Here is a 20,790-nt window from a genome sequence, read left to right as displayed (position 1 = left end):
AAGCATCAGTATTTCCGATCCGTTTGGGCCGCGTTACAGAGCCGCGGGCCGAGAAATGTTGGTCGCCGAGGTCTTCGGCGTCATCAAAAGTCCTTGGCCGCCAACCATTCGAGTACGACCAGGGCGACGTCCTTCCAGCCACTGTCGATGGTGAGAGAGTGACCCCGTCCTTCGAACACATGGAAGTCCGTCACGGCCGGGCTTTTTGAGTACATGGCGACGACTTCCTTCGTGACCTTGAAGGGCACCACGTGGTCTTCGGTGCCTGACGTCAACAGCAGCGGGCCGCGGTCGGCCACGTGGGTGTCGACCTTGGCCGCCGAGTGACGTGAGAAGTTCGCGCCCGCATCCTCGAACAGAGGCTTACCGGGTCCGGGGATGGTCAACTCCTCGTGAAGGGCGTCGGACTCCTCCTCGGTCAGAGTGTTGCCGAAGGCGTAGGAGAATTGCTTGGCCGTCAGAGACACCGCCCGGTGCCGGTTGCCTGGGTTGCCGAGGACGGGGAATGCCGACTTTATCTGCGCAAACGGGAGTGCCTTGACTCCCTTGATGGGCGCGGGGTCGATGGCAACGGCAGCTGCAATGAGGCCTTCGGCGAGCAACGCCTGGGCAAAGAGACCGCCGAAGGAGTGCCCTACCACGATGGGTTTGACCCCGCCCTGCGCCTCGATCAGTCCCGCGTAGTGGTCGATGACCTGCTGGATACCGACGTCGTTCATCCCGTCCGGGTTCGAGCGCGTCTCTGCGACCGTCGCCAGGTCACCAGGCCAACCTGGCGCGGATACCGCATAGCCGTCGTTCTCGAAGAGATCGAGCCACGGTTGCCAAGCAGTCGAGTGGATCCACAGCCCGTGAATGAAGATGACTGGGTGCGATTTTGCGGGCGATGTCATAAATCGTGTCCTCGTGTGTGCCGGGAATTCGAGCGCGAGCCAGGTGACAAAGCGCTTGGGAGAGAATCTAAGTCGGCTAGCACACGCCCAAACGCTTCCGAGGCCGGTCGTGCACGCGATGCACATGTGTTGGCACTCAGTGAGGCACGTTGGCGCAACATGCCTGGTGACGCGAGATCAGAATGCCGGCCCGCTCGATCTTGGTATCAGTAGAGAAAGTTCTCACAGCCTTTGATCCGGTAGGACTCATCCGGTCCGTGGTGGCGGACGGGAGCGCCAGCGGACGCTAGCCGCCACGGCGAGGGTCTTTCACACAATCACGTCGGTGCCATGTCGGGCTCATTCGTAGACTTGCATCGTGGTGAGTGACACGGTGCTCCGGGCACGGTCGATCGCTGAGCAGCGGCTGGCCGATCTGCCGCTGCGGTTGGCGCATGTCCGCGACTCGTTCCACATCGTCGCGGGGACAGGGGCAAGCCTTACCTACGCCGTCGTGTTGTTCCCTCGCGCTGAATGGCAGGACGAACCAGTCCCCATCGCTTGCATGGAGCGCACATATGTCGCGGCCGTAGTGGTCGCGTCTGAAAATCGACGGGGTCCAACGTGGTCACAGGGACCCGGCATGCAGCAGCCGGCCGCGCCAATGACGTTCGTGGATAACTGCGGTCGGGCTAGTTATCTGGAAGTCCAGCGTTTGACGCTGGGTGACAACTGTCGTCAAACGACCCGCTGAGCACCCAATCGGGTGCTGTTGTGCCTGGTGGAGCTAAGGGGACTCGAACCCCTGACCCCCACACTGCCAGTGTGGTGCGCTACCAGCTGCGCCATAGCCCCAAGTCGTGCCAATCGAAGCTACACCACTGGCAAGACGGGTTCAAAGTCGCTGGTCAGGGCGCACCGCTAGCGCATCCGCCAGCGGATTCGAAGATCGCCTATGGCCCCCCAGCGGGCGATGGTGTGACCGATGTGGCGCAATACGCGCTTACCCGATGACCGAATTCACCACTTCCCTGGCGACCTTCTGCACCTCGGCCAGATGCTCGGGCCCGTTGAACGACTCGGCATAGATCTTGTAGACGTCCTCGGTGCCCGACGGCCGCGCGGCAAACCACGCGTTGGCCGTCGTCACCTTCAGCCCACCCAGCGGGGCGCCGTTGCCGGGCGCGGTCGTCAGCTTCGCGGTGATCGGCTCCCCCGCCAGCTCGGTGGCCGTCACCTCCTCGGGCGACAGCTTGGCAAGCCGGGCCTTCTGATCCCGGTCGGCCGGCGCGTCGACCCGCGCGTAGAACGGGGTGCCGTATTCGCCGGTCAGCTCCTGATAGCGCTGCGACGGGCTCAACCCGGTGACGGCCAGGATCTCGGAGGCCAGCAACGCCAGGATGACGCCGTCCTTATCGGTGGTCCACACCGATCCGTCGCGGCGCAAAAACGACGCCCCGGCCGACTCCTCGCCGCCGAAGCCGATGGTGCCGCCGATCAGGCCGTCGACGAACCACTTGAAACCGACCGGCACCTCGACCAGTTTGCGGCCAATGCCGGCGACCACCCGGTCGATGATCGACGAGCTGACAGCCGTCTTGCCGACGGCGATGCCGTCCGGCCAGGACGGCCGGTGCATGTAGAGGTAGTCGATGGCCACCGCCAGGTAGTGGTTCGGATTCAGCAGTCCCCCGTCGGGGGTGACGATGCCGTGGCGGTCGGAGTCGGCGTCGTTGCCGGTGGCGATCTGATAGCGGTCTCGGTTGGCGATCAGTGAGGCCATCGCGTCCGGCGAGCTGCAATCCATCCGGATCTTGCCGTCGTGGTCGAGCGTCATGAACCGCCACGTCGCGTCCACCAGCGGGTTGACCACGGTCAGGTCCAGACCATGCCGCTGCGCGATCTCGCCCCAGTAGTCGACGCTGGCGCCGCCGAGCGGGTCCGCGCCGATCCGGACCTCGGCGTCACGGATCGCGGCGATGTCCACCACGTTGGGCAGGTCGTCGACGTAGGTGCCCAGGTAGTCGTACCGCTGCACGGTCCCCAGCGCGCGGGCCAGCGGCACCCGCTTGACCCCCGATCCGCTGCGCAGAATCTCGTTGGCGCGCTTGGCGATTGCGTTGGTCGCGTCGGTGTCCGCGGGCCCGCCGTTGGGCGGGTTGTACTTGAACCCGCCGTCGGCCGGCGGGTTGTGCGACGGCGTCACCACGATCCCGTCGGCCAGCGCCTCGGTGCGACCGCGGTTATAGGTCAGGATCGCGTTGCTGACGGCGGGCGTCGGCGTGTAGCGGTCTCGCGAGTCGATCATGGTGACGACATCGTTCGCGGCCAGCACCTCCAGCGCCGACACCCACGCCGGCTCCGACAGCCCATGGGTGTCGCGGCCGATGAACAACGGCCCGGTGGTGCCGTGGGCGGCGCGGTACTCGACGATCGCCTGGGTGATCGCCAGGATGTGGGCCTCGTTGAACGCCCCGCCCAGCGCCGAGCCGCGGTGACCGGACGTGCCGAACGCCACCTGCTGAGCGACGTCGTCGGGGTCGGGCTGGATCGAGTAATACGCCGTCACGAGATGCGGCAGATCGACGAGGTCTTCGGGCAGGGCCGGCTGACCGGCGCGCGGGTGGGCCATGGTTATCAATTCTGCGCGTGCTCGACTCGCATGTCCCTCTATGCTGCGAAGCGTTCACCGGCTGGAAAGGAATCGACCCGTGGCACAACCCGACTATCGCGAGTTGGCCGCGGTTTTCGCCGGCGGGGCGCTGGGCGCACTGGCCCGGGCGGCCCTGAGCACCCTGGCCGTCGACGACCCATCGAGCTGGCCCTGGTCGACCTTTACGGTCAACATCGTCGGCGCCTTCCTCGTGGGTTACTTCACCACCCGGCTGCTGGAGCGGTTGCCGGTGTCGAGTTATCGGCGACCGCTGCTGGGCACCGGATTGTGCGGCGGATTAACAACTTTCTCCACGATGCAGGTCGAGACGCTGAGGATGATCGAGCGTGGCCATTGGGCCCTGGCGATCGGCTACACCGTCACCAGCATCGTGCTCGGACTGCTCGCCGTCCACCTGGCCACCGCCATGGTCCGCCGGGTGCGGGTAGGCCCGTGACGGCGACGACGGTCTTGGTGTGGACCGGCGTGGTGTTCGTCGGCGGCATCGGCTCGGTGCTGCGGTTCGTGGTGGATCGCACCGTGGCCCGGGGCCTGGCCCAGCCGTTTCCGTTCGGGACGCTGGTGGTGAACGTCAGCGGCGCAGCGCTGCTCGGGCTGATTGGCGGATTGGCGCTCAACGGGGAGGCGGCGCTGCTGGCGGGCACCGCGTTCGTCGGCGCCTACACCACCTTTTCGACCTGGATGCTGGAGACTCAGCGGCTCGGCGAGGAGCGCCAAACATGGGCGGCGCTGGCCAATATCGTCGTCAGCGTGGTGCTGGGCATGGCGGCGGCGCTCCTCGGGCAATGGGTCTCGGAGCACATATGAACCAACCGTTCTTGAAGTTGACCGCTTACTTCGGCGAGCGACAGCGCGCCGTTGGCCAGGGCGAGCGGTTCCTGGCCGACACGATGCTGGACCTGTTCGGCGCGACCGGCGTCGCGACCAGCGTAATGCTGCGTGGCATCGCCAGTTTCGGACCTAGCCACGAACTGCGCAGCGACATCTCGTTGAGCCTGTCCGAGGACCCCGCGGTAACGGTCGCCGCGGTCGATGTCGAGGCGAAGATCCGATCCCTGATCGACGATGTGGCCGCGATGACCGGCCGCGGGCTGGTCACCCTGGAGAGGGCCCGACTGGTCAGCCGGCAACTGGGCACCGATGCGGTCCGGGAGGCCGACGGTCACAACGGGGACGCGGCGAAACTCACGGTGTATGTGGGCCGCCGGGAGCGCATCGCCGGAAAACCGGCCTATTACGCGGTGTGCGACCTGCTGTATCGACACGGGTTTGCCGGTGCCATAGTGCTTCTGGGCGTCGACGGCACCGCGCACGGCGCACGCTGCCGGGCCCACTTTTTCGGCCGCAACGTCAACGTTCCGCTGATGATCATCGCCATCGGGTCGGCCTCGCAGGCCTCAACGGCCGCAATGGAATTAGCCGCAACGGTGCCCGATCCGCTGCTGACCGTCGAACGGGTGCGGTTGTGCAAACGCGACGGCGAACTGTTCGGCCGCCCGCAACAGCTGCCAGCCACCGACGACCAAGGGCGCACCCTGTGGCAAAAGCTGATGGTCTACACCGCCGAGGCCACCCTGCACGACGGGCTGCCGCTGCACCGCGCCCTCGTCCAACGACTGCTGCGATCCGGGACGGCCCGCGGCGCCACCGTGCTGCGCGGCATCTGGGGATTCCACGGGAACCATAAACCGCACGGCGACAAGCTATTTCAGTTAGCGCGGCGCGTTCCGGTGACCACCATCATCGTCGACACACCGGAGTCGATCGCGCGCAGCTTCGACATCGTGGACGAGGTGACAAGCCGCCATGGGCTGGTGACCAGTGAGATGGTTCCCGCGGCGCTGTCGCTCGACGAGACCCAACGGCTCGGTGACATCACGCTGGCACAGCACGACTACTGAGCCTCCCGAAGCCTGGGCACGTCGTCGGGGGTTCGGGGCAATGCGTACAGCGCCATCCGCCGGTTGGACATGTCGTGCTCGCCGAGGAACACACAGCCACCGGCCTCGCAGAACCGACGCGCCATCTTGTTGCGGTGGTCGGGGTCGAACATGATGCGGCGGCACTGCGGCTCGGCGCTGAGCACGCTGGCCACGAAATGCGGCAGCAAGTACTGGGCAATTCCCTTGTTCATGATGTCCAGGCTCGCTATGGCAGCGTGCAGGCCCAGATCGTAGGGGTCGCACTCGTACCGGGTGGCGATGGAATCCTTTGCCGCCCTGTACAGTTCGACGTACCCATGGTCGACCCCGTCCAGGCTGGCGACGAATGGCCGCGAATAGTCGCCGTCGAGTTGCGCGCGTAGGTAACGTCGCCAGCGCGACGCCGGCCACACCGATTCCCACGCCTCGGCGAGGTGAGGGCGGCTCATCCACTCGGCGATCATCTCGGCGTCGGCGTCGGGTTCGGCCAGCCGAAACGCGTACGGTGCGGGCACCTCTGGCATGGGTGGCGGCGGTATGTTGCGGACCTCGTCGCTGATGTCGGTCAGCTCCCGCGGCAAGATCACTTCCGGTTCGCTCATGTCAAGCCGGCAGCCTACCCAAGCAGCTGCGCCAGCACCGCCGCGTGGCTGCCGTCCACTTCGCGGGTCGCCGTCACCAGGGTCACGACGCCGCGCTTGGCCAGTTTTCGCAGCTCGGCCAGCGCCGCGTTGTCGTGCAGCTCCTCGGTGTAACGCGCGGCGAATTCGTCGAACCGTTCCGGCTCGTGGTGGTACCACTCACGAAGTTCCTTCGACGGCGCGACGTCCTTGCACCAGATCCCGATCCGCGGGTCGTCCTTGCGAACACCCCGCGGCCAGATGCGATCCACCAGGACACGCTGACCCTCGTCGGGATCGATCTCGTCGTACACCCGAGCCACCCGGATCCTGCTTTTGGCGGCCATGGTGGTCAGCGTAGCGATGTCGGCGGGCCCGGTTATACTCGAACACATGTTCGATGAACCGTTTGCGTTCGACCCTCTCGCCGGCGAATCGGCGCTGATCGAGCGCATTGCCGAGCTGGAGCGATTCAAGTCCGCGGCGGCGGCGAGTCAGGCGCGCGCGGCGGCCGCCTTGGACGCGACGCGCCGAAACGCCGAGGCGGCCGGCGGGGTGCCCGCGGCGCAGCGCGGGCGCGGTGTGGCCAGCGAGATCGCGCTGGCGCGGCGGGATTCGCCCGCCCGGGGCAGCCGGCACCTTGGCTTTGCCAAAGCCCTGGTGCACGAGATGCCGCACACGCTCGCGGCGCTGGAATGCGGGGCGCTGTCGGAGTGGCGAGCCACGCTGATTGTTCGCGAGAGCGCGTGCCTGGACGTCGAGGACCGCCGCACGCTGGACGCCGAGCTGTGCGCCGACCCGGCCGGGCTGAACGGCCTGGGCGATGCGCGGATAGCCGCCGCGGCCAAGTCGATCGCCTACCGGCTGGACCCGCATGCCGTCGTCGAACGAGCGGCCAAAGCCGAGGACGAACGCACAGTCACCATCCGGCCGGCGCCCGACACCATGACATACGTGACCGCGCTGTTGCCAGTCACCCAGGGGGTCTCGGTGTACGCGGCGCTGCGCCGCGAGGCGGACACCCGATTCGACGGACGGTCGCGGGGACAGGTGATGGCCGACACGCTCGTCGAGCGGGTCACCGGGCGTGAGGCGGCGGTCCCGACTCCCATTGCCGTCAACCTGGTGCTCACCGACGAAACGCTGCTGGGCGGTGGCAGCGCGCCGGCCGATCTCAGCGGCTACGGCCCGATCCCCGCGGCCGTTGCCCGTTCGATGGTCTCGAGCGCCGCCTCCGACCGGCGCTCCCGGGCGACGCTGCGCAGGCTCTACGCGCACCCCCGGGCCGGGGCGCTGGTGACGATGGAATCGCGGGCGCGACTGTTTCCACGGGGGCTTGCCGCGTTCATCGAGCTGCGGGACGGACGTTGTCGCACCCCTTACTGCGATGCGCCGATCCGGCACCGCGACCACGCCCAACCGTGGGCCGAAGGCGGCACCACCACCGCGGACAACGGCCTGGGCTCGTGCGAACGATGCAACTACACCAAGGAAGTGCCCGGCTGGCGAGTCACCACCGCCACCGACGAAAATCACACGCACACAGCGGAATTCACCACACCGACCGGCGCAACCTACCGGTCGGCGGCCCCGCCGCGCGCACCCACGATCGAGTACAGCAGCGTCGAGCTACGAATCGGCGTCGCGCTGGCTAAACACGCCGCCTAGATCGACGACCTCACCTCGGCTCAGTAGTGATAAGTGTCCGTCGGCGCCGGCGAGTGAACCCGTTCCTCGTCGTCAAAGTCGGAGACCTCGATGCCGTAGGCCCGCGCCAGCTCGAGGATCTTGGTGGCCCGGGCGATGCGCGGCAGGTCCGAGCCGTTGCGGATCTCTCCCCCGTCGCGCTCGAATTCGGCGAAAAACTCTTTGGCCCAAGAGATTTCGTCCTGGGACGGGGACAGGCCCTCGTTCACCACGGCGCATTGGTCCGGTGACAGGCAGATCTTGCCCGTCATGCCGAACTCGATGGACACCGCCGTGGCCTCGATGAGCTTCAACGCGTTGGAGCCGATCGTCGGCCCATCGATCGCACTGGGCAAGTTGGCCGCCTTGGCGGCGATCGTGAAGCGTGACCGCGCATAGGCCAGGGTGGTCGGATCTTCCCCAAAACCGGTGTCCCGGCGGAAATCTCCGATGCCGAAGGCCAGCCGGAACGTGCCCTTGGCCGCGGCGATCTCGGTGATGCGCTCCAGCCCGCGGGCCGTCTCGACCAGCGCCACGATGGGCACGTTGGGCAGCCGCTGGGCGGTCTCGGTCACGTGGTCGACCGATTCGACCATCGCCAGCATCACCCCGCCTACCGGGGTACCCGCGAGCGCGGCGATATCGTCCGCCCACCAGGGGGTGCCGAAGCCGTTGATACGGACCCAGTCCGTGTTGTCAGCGCTGATCCAACGCACGACGTTGTCGCGCGCGGCTTCTTTGTCCTTGGGTGCGACAGCGTCCTCGATATCGAGCACGACGATGTCGGCGCGCGAATGCGCCGCGGCCTGGAACCGGTCGACATGCGCGCCGTTGACCAGCAGCCAACTGCGGGCGAGCACGGGGTCGATGCGTGAGCCGATGTCGCCGGGATCCGGCGCGTGGCCGTCGACCTGTTCATGCATTGCGTGGTCTGTCGTCATCTTCATTTCCGTGGGGGCTAGCTGGTGTTCCCTAAACCGTAGCGGCAGCTCGCCCAGGCTTGTGCGATCGGCGCCATATCAGGGCGCCGATCGCCAGGACCACGCACACAACCAGCATCGCGAGCAAAGACTGCAGCGCGAAGACCGCAAAGTCGTTGGCTTCGTAGTAATCGGTATCGCCGACGCATTGGAAGCTCACGCTGGTGCCCGACTGGCCCGGTTTGTAGCTGTAGTCCGATGTGTTGTACCCCAGGTCGTAACCGCTGCGGCACACGATGGGACTCATCCACAACGCGCTCGCCGGAAAAACCGCGGTCACCGCCGCCGCGCCGCCGATGCAAAGACCGAATCCGCCGCCGAGCGCGCCGATGATCGCGCCGACGCGGTTGCCCCCGACCAGCTTGCTCCGCGGCGGCCCGACCGCGCCCTGGGCAGCGTAGCCTCCTAGCCGGGACGGGGCCAGGAAGACCGGGGCGTGCGGGTCGCAGCGCTGATAGACGACCTGGCCGCCGACCTTGATCGTTCCGCCGCCGCGCAGTCCCGCGCGGTCGAGGACACCCCTGTACTGCTGCTGGGTCAAACCCGCGTCGACGACGGCGCGCGCCAGCGCCTCCTGGAGCGGTGCCACCGACGGTCCGGGTGGCCATCCGCGGTTCGCCAGCAGCGCCTGCGCCAGCCGGTGCGCGTGCTCATCGATGGCCGCCATCTGCGCCGCCGAGATCAGAGGCGGCTCCGGGACGGGCGCGCCGGACGCCGCCTTCGCGTCGGCCAGCTGACGTTCCAGCTCCGCGATGCGCTTCTGCTGGGCGAGCTGGCGTTCCAGCTCGGCAATGCGCTGGTCGGCGTCCTGCTGCTCCACCAGCAAATGATCGCACTGTTTGATCGCCTTTACCCGGGGTAGCCCGTAGCTTGTGGCGCTAGGGCCCTTGGTCCCTCCGCGTTGCTTGTCGCGGGGACTAGAGGCGACTGGTCCTTAACTCTTTCTTGGTCGGCGTTTGCGATTCGACCGGGAGAACCAATTTCAAGGAGTACCTATGCGTAGGACCATTGCAGTCGTTTCCGCCACCGGGGCGTTGTTGTTCGGTGGGGCGGGCGTCGCGAACGCCACCGTCGAGAGCGCTACCGCGCCGTCGCCGACCACAACGACGTTGGCGGACAACAACAATGACCAGCACAACGACAACTCGGGGCTGTGGGGCCTGCTCGGCCTGCTCGGCTTGGGTGGGCTCGTCGGGCTGAAGCGACGCAGAGACACCGCCGCCCACACCGGTATCGGGACAACCGCCACCCCTGGGCGCGGCGTCTAGCCGAATCCATTCACCGAGGGCCCCCGTCAGGCGCTTTACGCGTTTGGCGGGGGCCCGCGCGGGTATGCCTTGCCAAGCGGCGCACAGCCCACAGCCCGCATCCTGAACTCACCTAGAACTCACCTAGTTAGTGGAGGTATCGGCGATGGCCGACATGATTGTCCAGTCGCCCCAGGAAGTTGTCGCGTTCCTCAAAGCGCAGCACAACCTGATCGAGGACATGTTCGACGACGTCCTGCACGCGTCGGATCCGCAAGCGCGTGAGAAGCCGTTCCTGGAATTGCGCCAATTGCTGGCCGTGCACGAAACGGCCGAGGAGATGGTCGTCCATCCCCGCGTGCGCCGTGAGGCCGACGCCGGCGACGACATCGTCGACGCGCGACTGAAAGAAGAGCACGAAGCCAAGGAGCTGTTGTCAGAGATCGAGAAGCTCGACATCACCTCACAGGAGTTCATCGACCAGGTCACCAAGCTGCGCGAAGCCGTGCTCGATCACGCCCGGCAAGAGGAGAGCGAAGAATTCCCCGTCCTGTCGCGGGAACTCGACGCCGACGACCTCAAGCGGATGGGATCAGCCGTGCGCGCCGCCGAGGCCATCGCGCCGACCCGCCCGCATCCCGGCGTCGAATCGGCCAAGCTGAATTTCGCCGTCGGGCCGTTCGCTTCGATGCTCGACCGCGCTCGCGATCTGATCAAGCAAGCCATCGGCTAAGCCAGCGCAGCGACGCACTTTCCGTAGTCTCGGTGAAGTGAGCGTTGCACCGGACATGACCATCGCTTTGCAAGACCGGTTCTTCCGCGACTTGCCCGAGATGGCCGTGCCGTGGCAAGCGGAGACGGCTCCGGAGCTTCGGCTGCTCGCGCTCAACGAGCGGGTGGCCGCCGACCTTGGCCTCGACGGCACCTGGCTGCGCAGTCCCGACGGGATGCGTTTCCTGGCCGGCAACCTCGTCCCCGACGGCGCCACGCCGGTGGCCCAGGCCTACGCCGGGCACCAGTTCGGCGGCTACGTCCCGCGGCTCGGCGACGGGCGCGCGCTGCTGCTCGGCGAAATCCTCGACAACGACGGGCGCGTGCGCGACATCCACCTGAAGGGTTCGGGCGCCACGCCCTTCGCGCGCGGGGGTGACGGCCTGGCAGCGGTGGGACCGATGTTGCGCGAATACCTCGTCAGCGAGGCGATGCATGTCCTCGGCATTCCCACCACGCGGTCCCTGGCCGTGGTGGCCACCGGGCGCCCGGTACAGCGCGAGGCGGTGCTGCCCGGTGCCGTGCTCGCCCGGGTGGCCAGCAGCCACCTGCGCGTGGGCAGCTTCCAATATGCCTCCCAGCTAGGTAAGGTCACCAACAACGTCGACCTGCTTCGACGGCTCGCCGACCACGCGATCGCACGCCACCATCCCGGCGCGGCGGAGGCCGAGCGGCCCTATCTGGCGCTGTTCGAAGCGGTGGTCGCCGTCCAGGCATCGCTGATCGCGAACTGGATGCTGATCGGGTTCGTCCACGGCGTGATGAACACCGACAACATGACGATCTCCGGCGAAACCATCGACTACGGACCGTGCGCCTTCATGGAGGCCTATGACCCCGACACCGTGTTCAGCTCGATCGACTTCTGGGGCCGCTACGCCTACGGCAATCAGCCGGTGATCGCGGGGTGGAACCTCGCCCGCTTCGCCGAGGCGCTCCTTCCGCTGCTTTCCGACGACGTCGAGGAGGCCGTCGCGCTCGTGGAGGAGTCCTTCGGCGTGTTCCACCCCCGGTACGACGCCGTGTGGTCGGCCGGCATGCGCGCCAAACTCGGCTTGTCCGCCGATACCGAAGCACAGATCGTCACACCGCTGGTCGACGAGCTGCTCGCGCTGCTGAAGGAAAGCCACGTCGACTACACCTCGTTCTTCCGCCACCTCGGCCGGGCCGCCCGCGGCGACACCGAACCCGCGCGCGGGATGTTCATGAACCTGGCCGGCTTCGACGACTGGCTGGCGCGGTGGAAAGCCCTGAATCCCGACGCCCGGCTGATGGACCGCACCAACCCGATCTACATTCCGCGCAACCACCTGGTCGAGGAGGCGTTGACCGCGGCGACGGCGGGCGACCTCGATCCGCTCGGGCGGCTCCTCGAGGCCGTCACCGACCCGTACGAAGAACGGCCGGGGCTCGATCGCTACGCCAGTCCGGCCCCGGAGGATTTCGGCGCCTACCAAACGTTCTGCGGCACCTGAGCTACCGGGCAGGCACGCGGTTCTCGTAGGCCGCGGTCAGCCAGAACACGGCCCGCTCGATGCCGGGCACGATCTCGGTGACCTCGATCTCCCCCTGGGCAAAGCGCCCGAGAAAGCCGAAGACAACGCCCGTCAGGATCAGCTCGAGATCCTGGGCATAAGCCGGATCAGCTTGGGCCAGAATCGATTTCGCCACCGGCACGACGGCGTCGACGCCGCGCTGGATCAATCGGTCACCGCCGGGGCCCGATCGCGCGCGAAAGTACGACCTGAGCATCAGCGGATGCCGCTCCCAAGGCTCGAAAATCGTGCGCATCACAGCCATCAGGTCGGAGTACAGCGATTCGCCGCCGGCACCCATCACCGGCAACTTCGCGTAGCGGTTGGTGTCCATCCACCATTCGAGCGCGGCGACGATGAGCTCGTCGCGGGTCGCATACCGCTTGTAGATCGTCGCGAGCGACACCCGCGCGCGCCTGGCCACCTCACGCAGCTGGACGGCCTCGTAACCCTGGGTGTCCAACAGCTCCACCACGATCTCGAGGATCGGATCCCCTTCTGCAGCCACAGTAACCATGTTACTGTACGAACCGAGTAACGACGTTACTGGCGCATAGCCGCGCCGATGCCGACGAAGGATGACGAAATGGTGGGCCAACTCGAAGGCAAGGTCGCCTTCATCACCGGTGTCGCGCGCGGCCAGGGCCGCAGCCACGCGATTCGGCTGGCCCGCGAGGGCGCGAACATCGTCGGCATCGACATCTGCGCGGACATCGCCGCCAACGGCTACCCGATGGCCAGCCGCGACGAACTGGACGAAACGGTCGCCCTGGTGGAAGCCGAGGGCGGCAAGATGCTCGGCTCGGTGGCCGACGTCCGCGACTTCTATCAGGTCAAGGCGGCCGTGGACGCCGGCGTCGAACAGTTCGGGCGGCTCGACATCGTGTTGGCCAACGCGGGCATCGCTCCGGTGGCGTTTCGCGAGCTGACCATCCAGGAGGAGCTCGAACAGTGGAAGGCGGCGACGGCGGTCAACCTCGACGGCGCGTATCACACGGCCTGGGCGGCGATTCCGCACCTGATCGCCGGTAACCGCGGCGGGGCGATCATCTTCACCAGCTCCACGGCCGGCCTCAAGGGCTTCGGCGGCCTGCAAGGCGGCGGCCTGGGCTACGCGGCGTCCAAGCACGGCATCGTAGGGCTGATGCGTACGCTCGCCAATGCCCTTGCGCCGCTGAACATTCGGGTCAATACCGTACATCCGACGGCGGTCAACACCATGATGGCCGTCAATCCCGCCATGACGGAATTTCTGGAGAACTATCCCGACGGCGGCCCGCACCTACAGAACCCGATGCCGGTCGGCCTGCTGGAGCCCGACGACATCAGCGCCGCGATCGCCTACCTCGTCTCCGACGGGGCCAAGTACGTCACCGGGGTGACCTTCCCCGTCGACGCCGGCTTCTGCAACAAGCTATGAGCACTGTCAGCGGGCGCGTCGCCGGCAAGCGGATATTGGTGACCGGCGCCGCGCGGGGAATGGGCCGCAGCCACGCGGTGCGCTTAGCCGAGGAGGGTGCCGACCTGATCCTCGTCGACATCTGCGAATCGCTGCCGGAGCTCGAATATCCCCTCGCCTCGCGCGCCGACCTCGAGGAGACGGCGCGGCTGGTCGAAAAGCACGACCGCCGCGCGATCATCCAGGTGGCCGACATCCGCGACGCGGCGGCGCTGGCCGCGGCGGTCGACGACGGGGTCGCCGAACTCGGCGGCCTGGACGCGGCGGTGGCCAACGCCGGCGTGCTGACCGTCGGAACGTGGGACACCACGACACCGCAACAGTGGCGAACCGTCGTCGACGTCAACCTCATCGGCACGTGGAACACCTGCGCCGCGGCCCTCCCCCACCTCGTCGAGGATGGCGGCAGCCTGATCCTCATCAGTTCCTCGGCCGGGTTGAAGGGCACCCCGCTGCACCTTCCCTACACGGCGTCCAAACACGGCGTCGTCGGGCTGAGCCGCGCGCTGGCCAATGAACTTGCCGCACAGAATGTTCGCGTCAACACCGTGCACCCAACCGGGGTGGAGACGGGAATGCGGCCGGAAACCCTGCAGGGCCTTCTCACCGAGGCGCGACCCGACCTGATCCCCATCTTCCTCAACGCCCTGCCCACCGTCATGGCCGAAGCGACCGACATCAGCAACGCGGTGCTGTTTCTGGTGTCGGACGAATCGCGATTCGTCACCGGGCTGGAGTTCAAGGTCGACGCCGGCGTCACGCTGCGTTGATACCCGAAACATCCACGCGGAGGGCAGGTTTGATGACGCAAGCCGAAACGGATCGGTCGCAGCGGGGACGGCGCGAGTTCGCCGAGGTGATGACGGTGCCAGCGCCCGACGATTCGAGTCCCACAACAACGAGCGGCCTGATCGACTTCGTCTTCGCCGAGATCTGGTCAAGACCGACGTTGAGCAGGAGGGACCGGCGTTTCGTCACGCTGCCCTGTGTGGCGGCCGCCGACGCCGAGCGACCGCTGCAGGAACACGTGTACGCCGCGCTGAACAGCGGCGACCTCACCATCACCGAGATGCGGGAAACAGTGCTGCATTTCGCGGTATACGCCGGCTGGCCCAAGGCATCCCGGTTCAACCTGGCGGTGGACGAACAGTGGGAACGGATCCACCGCGACCGCGGCCACGCCGTCCCAGTGCCCGAGCCGCTGCTACCCCTGGTCACCCCCAGCGATCCGGAGAGCCGGTTGGCGAGCGGGGAGCAATGCTTCAAGGCGGTCAACTGCCTGCCGTTCGCGCCGATGCGCGACAACCCGTACTCCGGCGCCGGGATCCTCAACTTCGTGTTCGGCGAGATGTGGCAACGGCCGGGGCTGGGCATGAAGGAACGGCGGCTGGTGACGGTGGCGTGCGTGGCCATTCAGGACGCACCCATCCCGATCATGAGTCACGTCTACGCGGCGCTGAAGAGCCGCGACGTCTCGTTCGACGAGATGGACGAGGTGGCACTGCATTTCGCCGCCTACTACGGCTGGCCGAAAGCCAGCCACCTCGCGCAGGTGATCGGCGAACAAATGCAGCGGGTCGTGGCCGAATGGCGCGCGGAAGGAACGCCATGACCTCGATCCACCAGCACATCTACCCCGCCACCGGTCAACCCAACGGGACCGTTCAGCTGGCCGGTGCCACCGAGGTCGACGAAGCGGTCACCTCGGCCTGGGGCGCCCATCGGGAATGGATGTCGCTCACCGCCGATCGGCGCCGCGATCTGTTGATCGACCTCGCCGACGCGGTGCATGAGCACCTCGACGAGCTGGCCCGGCTCAACGTGCAGGACTACGCGGTCCCGATCTCGTTTGCCGGCAACGCAATCCTTCTCGAACGGTTTCTGCGCCACTTCGCGGGCTATGTCGACAAGCCGCACGGCATCAGCACACCGGTGGCCGAGTCGTTCGACGTCAACCTCGTCGAGCGCGAACCCTACGGCGTCGTCGGCGTCATCGCGCCATGGAACGGCGCTCTGGTGGTCATCGGATCATGCGTCGCTCCCGCGTTGGCCGCGGGCAATGCCGTCGTGGTGAAACCGTCCGAGGTGGCGCCGTTCGCCGCCCTGCGGTTCGGCGAGCTGTGTACCGCGGCCGGGCTGCCGCCCGGACTGGTCAACGTGGTGCCCGCCGGGCCCTATGGCGGCGACGCCCTGGTCCGCCACCCGGGCATCCGAAAGATTCACTTCACCGGCGGCGGGGCGACCGCCCGCAAGGTTCTGGAGGCCGCGGCGGCCAACCTGACGCCCGTGGTCGCCGAGTTGGGCGGCAAGTCGGCCAGCATCGTTTTCGACGACGCCGACCTGGACGCCGCGGCGATGCTATCGGCGCACCAGGGCCCACTGATGCAATCGGGACAAAGCTGCGCGTGCGCGAGCCGGGTGCTGGCGCACGAATCCGTCTACGACGCGTTCCTGGAAAAGTTCCTCGCCGTTGTCAAAGGAGCCCGGGTCGGCGACCCGCTCGACCCCGGCGTGGTGTTCGGACCAGTCATCAGTCAGGCCGCCGCCGACCGCATCCTGGCCGAGATCGACCAAGCGGCCGGCAAGGGAGCCGGCGAATTGCTCACCGGCGGAAGCCGATTGGGCGGCGACCTGGGGGCCGGTTACTACATCGAGCCGACAGTGTTCGGCGGTGTCGACAACGCCTCCCCGCTGGCCCAAACCGAGACCTTCGGGCCGGTCGTGTCCGTGATGCGGTTCAGCGACGAGACCGAAGCCGTGCGCATCGCCAACGACACGTCGTACGGCTTGAACGCCTTCGTGCAGACGCGCGACCTCACCCGGGCTCATCGCGTGGCCCGCCGGCTCGAGGCGGGCTCGGTTTGGATCAACACATTCAGCGACATCTCGCCGCAGGGGCCGTACGGCGGCTTCAAGCGAAGCGGGTTCGGCCGCACCGGCGGCCTCGCGGGCCTCTACGAATTTTTGCAGCTCAAGAACATTCGCATCGGCATGGGCTGAAGCGGTCAGGCCAACTTCGCGAACTCGGTCTGTAGCTCATCGAGGCGGCGAAGCGTCTCGTCGCGGGGCTCGGTGGGCAGCTCCACCAAAAGCTGCTCTAGCCCCAGGCTCCCATAGCCCTCAAGTTCTTTGGCCGTCGGTTCACCCAAGTGGATGTTGATCACCGGCACCTCGTGGTCGGCGAGGGCACGCAGTTTTTCGAGCTGTTTCGACAGGCTGTCCGCCGACGGGCTCATGGCGAGCCAACCGGCGTTCAGGCCGACGATGCGCCGGAACGTCGCCGGGCCGCCACCCAGATACAGCGGCGGATACGGCTTCGTCGCCGGCTTGGGCCAGCTGTAGATCGGGTCGAAGTCGACGAATTCGCCGTGGAATTCGGCCTTTTCCTGCGTCCAGATCTCGATCATCGCGGCCAGCCGCTCGTCGACCACGCGTCCGCGCACGCCCGGATCGACGCCGTGGTTGGCGATTTCTTCGCGCAGCCAGCCCACCCCGACACCGAAGCGAAACCGGCCCCGCGACACCAGATCAAGCGACACCACCTCTTTGGCGGTCAGGATCGGGTCCCGCTGCGGAATCAGCGCGATCCCGGTGCCCACCACGAGCTTCTCGGTCGCGACCGCCGCGGCCGTCAACGCCACGAACGGATCCAGGGTGCGGTGGTACTTCCGCGGAATCGGGCCGCCGCCCAGTGGATACGGCGTCTGGGCATCGACCGGGATGTGCGAGTGCTCGGCCAAAAACAGCGACGAAAACTCACGCTGCTCGACTCCCTCGCCCAGCTCCACCGGGGTGATGCCCTCGTCGGTGACGAACGTCAGGACCCCGAACCGCATGCTCGCTCCTTCCCGTCGCCCCCGCTGCGGCGCGTCGCTCCCCAGAGCCCCACGCCGACACCGACAATAGCGCCGCCCAACCCGATGAGGCGTTGCGAGTGCTTCAACTCACTGTGGACGCTCATCCCGCCGAGCAGGTCGGCCGCGTCGGCGCCTCCGGAGGCAAGGAACCAGCCGCGGGTGTCCTTGCCGCGCAGCGCCGCCCCCGCGAGCAGCCCGCCGATCAGCGCATCGCGATAGCCCATCGACCGCAGCAGCAATCGTGCCGTCGGCGTCGGCTCGTCCGGATCGCCCCACAGCCGGTTCGCCCGCAGGGGCTCCACAAGGAACGAGATTCCCGACGCGAGCCGAATGCTGCCCGCAACGAGTGCGGCCCGGTCGATCGACATGACCTGAGAGCCTAGAAGAAAAAACGGTGAACCGAAAGCGTCGTTTTCGGGTAAGAATGGACGTCCGCAAACCCTACCCCACGGCAATTGATTTGCCGACAACCCGTTTCGGCGACGTGGTCGCCTCGCAGTTAAAACGCGCCGACCCAGCTAAGGATGCGTGAGCTTGATCTTGACTCGCACCAGCGCATGTTCGCTGAAATGGGGCGCCCGCCAACATGAACACGACGGTGGTGCGCCCATCACGACGATTTTGACCGCAGCCGGCTTTACGAAAGCGAGTGTGAGCACCCGCTTAGCACGTTATTTTTGTTACCTATGACGGGACCGGGGGATCCTCTCGCACGGCGGCAACCATATGTCGGCCATTCGCAACGCCGGAAAAAGCTTGAACCAGATCCGGACATTCGACGCGCCATCGTGGATGCCGCGTCGAAATCCGTTCGGGAACACGGGGTTCGCGGGCTCAGCGTCGCCGCGGTCCTGGAACGCGCGCGGCTGAGCACGCGGGCGTTCTACCGTCACTTCGACTCCAAGGACCAGCTGGTTGCGGCGGTCTTCCTCGAGATGACGCGGAGCGAGGTGGGTCGCTTGAGAGACAAAATGGCGCAAGCCACCAACCCGATCGAGGCGGTGGCCGCCTGGATTGACGGACGACTCGACCTCGCGTTCGACGAGGAAATCAAGGCGGAGATGCGCCAGGTATCGCTGGAGACGCAGTCGAAGGTGTTCTCCTCGCCCGAGATGGTCGCACCCGCATACGGCGCAATCCTCCAGCCGCTGGTCGAGCAACTTCAGCGCGGCCTGGAACTGGGGGTATTCAAAGACATCGTTCCGATGACCGCCGCGAAGTCGATACACGGAGTCGTGTGGGCCGGCACTCAGCGGCAGTGGACGACAAATCATTGGGACCGCGACGAAGTCCGCGACCGGGCGCTGCGCTTCTGCCTGCGCGGGCTGGGCGTCGCACCCCAAACAATCGAACAGATGACCGCGGACAGCGCATCGGCGGGCTAGGGTCTAACTGAGAACGCGCCTTTTCAGCTGCACCTGACCCAATTGAATTCCCCAGTGTTTCCTGCGACCGCTCCGCTGGGTACCTAGCCACCTATGAAACACCTGTACAACCGGCCCCCTCTGGACAGGCATTCATGAGCAGCCCGCTATCCCGTCGACGCAACAAGCTAGCCCCCGACCCAGACGTGCGTTGCGCCATCGTGGCCGCGGCGTCAAGATCGGTCCACGATCACGGGGTTCGGGGCCTCAGCGTCGCCACCGTCCTCGAGCGCGCCCAGCTGAGCACGCGGGCGTTCTACCGGCATTTCGAATCGAAGGACCAATTGGTCGCCGCGGTCTTTTTGGAGATGGCCCGCAGCGAAACCGAAAGGCTCAGAGGAAAAATGGCGAACACGAGCTGCCCGGTGGAAGCGGTGGTCGCCTGGATGGACGGACGATTCGAGCTCGCATTCGGCGAGACCAACGACTTCGATGCGCGCCGCCTTTCCCTGGAGGCTCAGTCCAAAGCGTTCTCGTCGCCCGACGTGGTTGCGCCGGCATACAGCGCAATCCTCGAGCCGCTCACCGAGCAGCTGGAGCGCGGCCTGGAACTCGGCGTGTTCGAAGACATCGTCCCGGCGACCGCGGCGAAATCGATACATGGCGTGGTATGGGCGGGCACCCAGCGGCATTGGGCGACACATCGGTCGAACCGCACAGAAGTGCGCGAGCGTGCGCTCCGGTTCTGCCTGCGCGGGCTGGGCGTGGCCCCGGACAAGATCGAACGCGTCACCACACGCGACGCATCCGTGGGCTAGCGGCGGCCCAGCCCCAGCCCCCGAGGCAAGACGAAAAGGTCTGCGGTGGCTACCATGGCCCTCATGGCTGAGCCGGGCCCGGCTGGCGAGGAAACCTTCGCCCTCAATCGCGCCGAGACGGTTGCCGTACCCAGTCACGAGTCTTCGGGCGACGTGGATCGCACCTCCGCGCGCGACTATGACGATGCGGCGACGAGCGAGCCGGCGGCCGACCGCCAATCATGGAGCGCCACTTGGCGCAAAGCCGGCGCGCTGCTACTGGGTGGTCTCGCGCTGGCGGGCGCGATCGTCCTCGCCTTCTGGCTGCTGCGCCCGGACGCCAAAAGTCCGAAGGCGCCACCCGCAGCCAATGGCGGTGCGACGCCCGCCCCCACGGCATCGGCGGCGCCGTCCACGCCGTCCGCGGCCCCGTCCCCAATCGTGTCCACGCCGGATCAGGACCACAAATACGTACAAGACCTCAATGACCACGGCATCTCATTCGCCAATCCCGAAGCCGCCGTTTACAACGGCAAGATTGTGTGCGACGACATCCGACAAGGGATGACGGTGCCGCAGATAGTCGCGGCATTTCGGTCGAGTAATCCGGCGCTCGCAGACAATGCCGACACTTACGTGACCATCTCCGTTCGCGCATACTGCCCGCAAAACGGCAACCTGGTGGGCGGCGCGTCGTAATTCGGCTATCCGGTGTCGGGCGTCGGCGATACGATCGGCCCATCGTCTACACGGATTCGGGTTCGTTGCGGGCCGCCCGGCCCGTGACCGGGTAGCGCGCGTGTCTCGGGCCGATGACACAAATCACTGCGAAGATGCATTGATGGCCGCATTGCGTGGACGTGGCCCGACCGGGGGAGGCAGCGCATGACTGTCGAGGACAGCGACACCCCGACCGGACCGGTGCCCGACCACCCACCGGTCCCCCATCACCCACCGGTCCCGCATCAGCCACCGGCGACTCATCACTCGCCGGTGACTCGTCACC

23 protein-coding genes and 1 tRNA gene are annotated in these 20,790 nt (G+C 66.7%); 14 read left to right on the top strand and 10 right to left on the bottom strand.

What is annotated here, in order from left to right:
• Positions 1-83 precede the first annotated feature (83 nt).
• The 3 genes from A5764_RS04790 to pgm all read right to left on the bottom strand — a co-directional run bounded on the left by A5764_RS04790 (position 84) and on the right by pgm (position 3,504).
• On the bottom strand, positions 84-893 hold the full coding sequence (locus tag A5764_RS04790; RefSeq protein WP_067109382.1) for an alpha/beta hydrolase: 810 nt from the start codon (positions 891-893) through the stop codon (positions 84-86).
• Between the two features lie 758 nt (positions 894-1,651).
• Positions 1,652-1,727: transfer RNA gene (locus tag A5764_RS04785), tRNA-Ala, on the bottom strand.
• Positions 1,728-1,875: 148 nt separating this feature from the next.
• The gene (pgm, locus tag A5764_RS04780; protein ID WP_067109379.1) at positions 1,876-3,504 is read right to left on the bottom strand and encodes a phosphoglucomutase (alpha-D-glucose-1,6-bisphosphate-dependent); all 1,629 of its coding nucleotides are present in this window, start codon (positions 3,502-3,504) and stop codon (positions 1,876-1,878) included.
• A gap of 79 nt (positions 3,505-3,583) precedes the next feature.
• On the opposite strand from pgm, the gene crcB (A5764_RS04775) reads away from it, so the two are divergent.
• The 3 genes from crcB (A5764_RS04775) to A5764_RS04765 are packed head-to-tail and all read left to right on the top strand — an operon-like array spanning position 3,584 to position 5,447.
• Positions 3,584-3,982, top strand: coding sequence for a fluoride efflux transporter CrcB (crcB, locus tag A5764_RS04775; protein WP_067109376.1), 399 nt, complete (start codon positions 3,584-3,586; stop codon positions 3,980-3,982).
• The gene (gene crcB, locus A5764_RS04770) at positions 3,979-4,353 is read left to right on the top strand and encodes a fluoride efflux transporter CrcB (RefSeq protein ID WP_067109373.1); all 375 of its coding nucleotides are present in this window, start codon (positions 3,979-3,981) and stop codon (positions 4,351-4,353) included. Before crcB (A5764_RS04775) ends, crcB (A5764_RS04770) begins: the two co-directional genes overlap by 4 nt.
• The gene (locus A5764_RS04765) at positions 4,350-5,447 is read left to right on the top strand and encodes a DUF190 domain-containing protein (protein ID WP_067109370.1); all 1,098 of its coding nucleotides are present in this window, start codon (positions 4,350-4,352) and stop codon (positions 5,445-5,447) included. Before crcB (A5764_RS04770) ends, A5764_RS04765 begins: the two co-directional genes overlap by 4 nt.
• Here A5764_RS04765 and A5764_RS04760 read toward each other — a convergent pair.
• Both A5764_RS04760 and A5764_RS04755 read right to left on the bottom strand, forming a co-directional pair.
• Positions 5,441-6,070, bottom strand: coding sequence for a GNAT family N-acetyltransferase (locus tag A5764_RS04760; RefSeq protein WP_067109367.1), 630 nt, complete (start codon positions 6,068-6,070; stop codon positions 5,441-5,443). The genes A5764_RS04765 and A5764_RS04760 overlap by 7 nt on opposite strands.
• A 14-nt stretch (positions 6,071-6,084) precedes the next feature.
• Positions 6,085-6,435 carry a DUF488 domain-containing protein gene (locus A5764_RS04755; RefSeq protein WP_067109392.1) on the bottom strand — a complete coding sequence of 117 codons (351 nt, stop codon included), beginning with the start codon at positions 6,433-6,435 and terminating at the stop codon, positions 6,085-6,087.
• A 46-nt stretch (positions 6,436-6,481) separates the two neighbouring features.
• Between A5764_RS04755 and A5764_RS04750 the strand changes: the two genes are divergently transcribed.
• Positions 6,482-7,756, top strand: a complete 1,275-nt coding sequence (locus tag A5764_RS04750; RefSeq protein ID WP_067109364.1) for an HNH endonuclease signature motif containing protein — start codon at positions 6,482-6,484, stop codon at positions 7,754-7,756.
• A 20-nt stretch (positions 7,757-7,776) separates the two neighbouring features.
• On the opposite strand, the gene A5764_RS04745 is transcribed toward A5764_RS04750, so the two are convergent.
• Complete coding sequence (locus A5764_RS04745; RefSeq protein WP_067109389.1) at positions 7,777-8,697, bottom strand: CoA ester lyase; 921 nt, start codon at positions 8,695-8,697, stop codon at positions 7,777-7,779.
• Between the two features lie 49 nt (positions 8,698-8,746).
• Entirely contained in the window at positions 8,747-9,574 is an 828-nt protein-coding gene (locus A5764_RS04740) for a hypothetical protein (protein WP_156664499.1), read from the bottom strand.
• 175 nt (positions 9,575-9,749) lie between these two features.
• On the opposite strand from A5764_RS04740, the gene A5764_RS04735 reads away from it, so the two are divergent.
• The 3 genes from A5764_RS04735 to A5764_RS04725 all read left to right on the top strand — a co-directional run bounded on the left by A5764_RS04735 (position 9,750) and on the right by A5764_RS04725 (position 12,247).
• On the top strand, positions 9,750-10,022 hold the full coding sequence (locus A5764_RS04735; protein WP_067109358.1) for a WGxxGxxG family protein: 273 nt from the start codon (positions 9,750-9,752) through the stop codon (positions 10,020-10,022).
• Positions 10,023-10,167: 145 nt separating this feature from the next.
• On the top strand, positions 10,168-10,734 hold the full coding sequence (locus tag A5764_RS04730; RefSeq protein ID WP_067109356.1) for a hemerythrin domain-containing protein: 567 nt from the start codon (positions 10,168-10,170) through the stop codon (positions 10,732-10,734).
• Positions 10,735-10,771: 37 nt separating this feature from the next.
• Complete coding sequence (locus A5764_RS04725; protein WP_067109353.1) at positions 10,772-12,247, top strand: YdiU family protein; 1,476 nt, start codon at positions 10,772-10,774, stop codon at positions 12,245-12,247.
• 1 nt (position 12,248) lies between these two features.
• Here A5764_RS04725 and A5764_RS04720 read toward each other — a convergent pair whose 3' ends face one another.
• Positions 12,249-12,824, bottom strand: a complete 576-nt coding sequence (locus A5764_RS04720; RefSeq protein WP_067109349.1) for a TetR family transcriptional regulator — start codon at positions 12,822-12,824, stop codon at positions 12,249-12,251.
• A 72-nt stretch (positions 12,825-12,896) separates the two neighbouring features.
• Between A5764_RS04720 and A5764_RS04715 the strand changes: the two genes are divergently transcribed.
• From A5764_RS04715 to A5764_RS04700, 4 genes are read left to right on the top strand one after another with little or no spacing between them, the layout of a single operon-like run.
• Positions 12,897-13,727 carry a mycofactocin-coupled SDR family oxidoreductase gene (locus A5764_RS04715; RefSeq protein ID WP_067109386.1) on the top strand — a complete coding sequence of 277 codons (831 nt, stop codon included), beginning with the start codon at positions 12,897-12,899 and terminating at the stop codon, positions 13,725-13,727.
• Complete coding sequence (locus A5764_RS04710) at positions 13,724-14,536, top strand: mycofactocin-coupled SDR family oxidoreductase (RefSeq protein WP_067109346.1); 813 nt, start codon at positions 13,724-13,726, stop codon at positions 14,534-14,536. The genes A5764_RS04715 and A5764_RS04710 overlap by 4 nt, the downstream gene beginning before the upstream one ends.
• A 32-nt stretch (positions 14,537-14,568) precedes the next feature.
• Positions 14,569-15,378, top strand: a complete 810-nt coding sequence (locus A5764_RS04705; protein WP_067109343.1) for a carboxymuconolactone decarboxylase family protein — start codon at positions 14,569-14,571, stop codon at positions 15,376-15,378.
• On the top strand, positions 15,375-16,766 hold the full coding sequence (locus A5764_RS04700; protein ID WP_231989610.1) for an aldehyde dehydrogenase: 1,392 nt from the start codon (positions 15,375-15,377) through the stop codon (positions 16,764-16,766). Before A5764_RS04705 ends, A5764_RS04700 begins: the two co-directional genes overlap by 4 nt.
• A 5-nt stretch (positions 16,767-16,771) precedes the next feature.
• On the opposite strand, the gene A5764_RS04695 is transcribed toward A5764_RS04700, so the two are convergent.
• Positions 16,772-17,602 carry an LLM class F420-dependent oxidoreductase gene (locus A5764_RS04695; protein WP_067109337.1) on the bottom strand — a complete coding sequence of 277 codons (831 nt, stop codon included), beginning with the start codon at positions 17,600-17,602 and terminating at the stop codon, positions 16,772-16,774.
• Positions 17,584-17,991, bottom strand: a complete 408-nt coding sequence (locus A5764_RS04690; protein ID WP_067109335.1) for a DUF4267 domain-containing protein — start codon at positions 17,989-17,991, stop codon at positions 17,584-17,586. Before A5764_RS04690 ends, A5764_RS04695 begins: the two co-directional genes overlap by 19 nt.
• A gap of 318 nt (positions 17,992-18,309) precedes the next feature.
• Here A5764_RS04690 and A5764_RS04685 point away from each other — a divergent pair, with 318 nt between their 5' ends.
• From A5764_RS04685 to A5764_RS04675, 3 genes are all read left to right on the top strand, one after another.
• Positions 18,310-19,008 (top strand): TetR/AcrR family transcriptional regulator, encoded by a 699-nt coding sequence (locus A5764_RS04685; RefSeq protein WP_067109333.1) that lies wholly within the window; start codon positions 18,310-18,312, stop codon positions 19,006-19,008.
• Between the two features lie 134 nt (positions 19,009-19,142).
• Positions 19,143-19,805 carry a TetR/AcrR family transcriptional regulator gene (locus A5764_RS04680; protein WP_067109330.1) on the top strand — a complete coding sequence of 221 codons (663 nt, stop codon included), beginning with the start codon at positions 19,143-19,145 and terminating at the stop codon, positions 19,803-19,805.
• A 63-nt stretch (positions 19,806-19,868) separates the two neighbouring features.
• Positions 19,869-20,483 carry a DUF732 domain-containing protein gene (locus tag A5764_RS04675; RefSeq protein ID WP_231989609.1) on the top strand — a complete coding sequence of 205 codons (615 nt, stop codon included), beginning with the start codon at positions 19,869-19,871 and terminating at the stop codon, positions 20,481-20,483.
• Positions 20,484-20,790 lie beyond the last annotated feature (307 nt).

The sequence above is a fragment of the Mycobacterium sp. 852002-51057_SCH5723018 genome (genome assembly GCF_001667035.1).
In the GTDB taxonomy this organism is placed as follows: domain Bacteria; phylum Actinomycetota; class Actinomycetes; order Mycobacteriales; family Mycobacteriaceae; genus Mycobacterium.
The sequence above is the reverse complement of the archived record's forward strand: the minus strand, read 5'-3'. Positions and strand labels throughout refer to the sequence as shown.

What these genes read in the sequence shown, in the direction of transcription:
- A5764_RS04680 (WP_067109330.1), top strand. Translation starts at nt 19,143, where the DNA reads ATGAGCAGCCCGCTATCCCGTCGACGCAACAAGCTAGCCCCCGACCCA.
- A5764_RS04690 (WP_067109335.1), bottom strand. Translation starts at nt 17,991, where the DNA reads ATGTCGATCGACCGGGCCGCACTCGTTGCGGGCAGCATTCGGCTCGCG.
- A5764_RS04745 (WP_067109389.1), bottom strand. Translation starts at nt 8,697, where the DNA reads ATGCATGAACAGGTCGACGGCCACGCGCCGGATCCCGGCGACATCGGC.
- A5764_RS04710 (WP_067109346.1), top strand. Translation starts at nt 13,724, where the DNA reads ATGAGCACTGTCAGCGGGCGCGTCGCCGGCAAGCGGATATTGGTGACC.
- A5764_RS04750 (WP_067109364.1), top strand. Translation starts at nt 6,482, where the DNA reads ATGTTCGATGAACCGTTTGCGTTCGACCCTCTCGCCGGCGAATCGGCG.
- A5764_RS04765 (WP_067109370.1), top strand. Translation starts at nt 4,350, where the DNA reads ATGAACCAACCGTTCTTGAAGTTGACCGCTTACTTCGGCGAGCGACAG.
- A5764_RS04695 (WP_067109337.1), bottom strand. Translation starts at nt 17,602, where the DNA reads ATGCGGTTCGGGGTCCTGACGTTCGTCACCGACGAGGGCATCACCCCG.
- A5764_RS04700 (WP_231989610.1), top strand. Translation starts at nt 15,375, where the DNA reads ATGACCTCGATCCACCAGCACATCTACCCCGCCACCGGTCAACCCAAC.
- A5764_RS04675 (WP_231989609.1), top strand. Translation starts at nt 19,869, where the DNA reads ATGGCTGAGCCGGGCCCGGCTGGCGAGGAAACCTTCGCCCTCAATCGC.
- A5764_RS04790 (WP_067109382.1), bottom strand. Translation starts at nt 893, where the DNA reads ATGACATCGCCCGCAAAATCGCACCCAGTCATCTTCATTCACGGGCTG.
- A5764_RS04735 (WP_067109358.1), top strand. Translation starts at nt 9,750, where the DNA reads ATGCGTAGGACCATTGCAGTCGTTTCCGCCACCGGGGCGTTGTTGTTC.
- A5764_RS04760 (WP_067109367.1), bottom strand. Translation starts at nt 6,070, where the DNA reads ATGAGCGAACCGGAAGTGATCTTGCCGCGGGAGCTGACCGACATCAGC.
- A5764_RS04685 (WP_067109333.1), top strand. Translation starts at nt 18,310, where the DNA reads ATGACGGGACCGGGGGATCCTCTCGCACGGCGGCAACCATATGTCGGC.
- A5764_RS04730 (WP_067109356.1), top strand. Translation starts at nt 10,168, where the DNA reads ATGGCCGACATGATTGTCCAGTCGCCCCAGGAAGTTGTCGCGTTCCTC.
- A5764_RS04705 (WP_067109343.1), top strand. Translation starts at nt 14,569, where the DNA reads ATGACGCAAGCCGAAACGGATCGGTCGCAGCGGGGACGGCGCGAGTTC.
- pgm (WP_067109379.1), bottom strand. Translation starts at nt 3,504, where the DNA reads ATGGCCCACCCGCGCGCCGGTCAGCCGGCCCTGCCCGAAGACCTCGTC.
- A5764_RS04755 (WP_067109392.1), bottom strand. Translation starts at nt 6,435, where the DNA reads ATGGCCGCCAAAAGCAGGATCCGGGTGGCTCGGGTGTACGACGAGATC.
- A5764_RS04720 (WP_067109349.1), bottom strand. Translation starts at nt 12,824, where the DNA reads ATGGTTACTGTGGCTGCAGAAGGGGATCCGATCCTCGAGATCGTGGTG.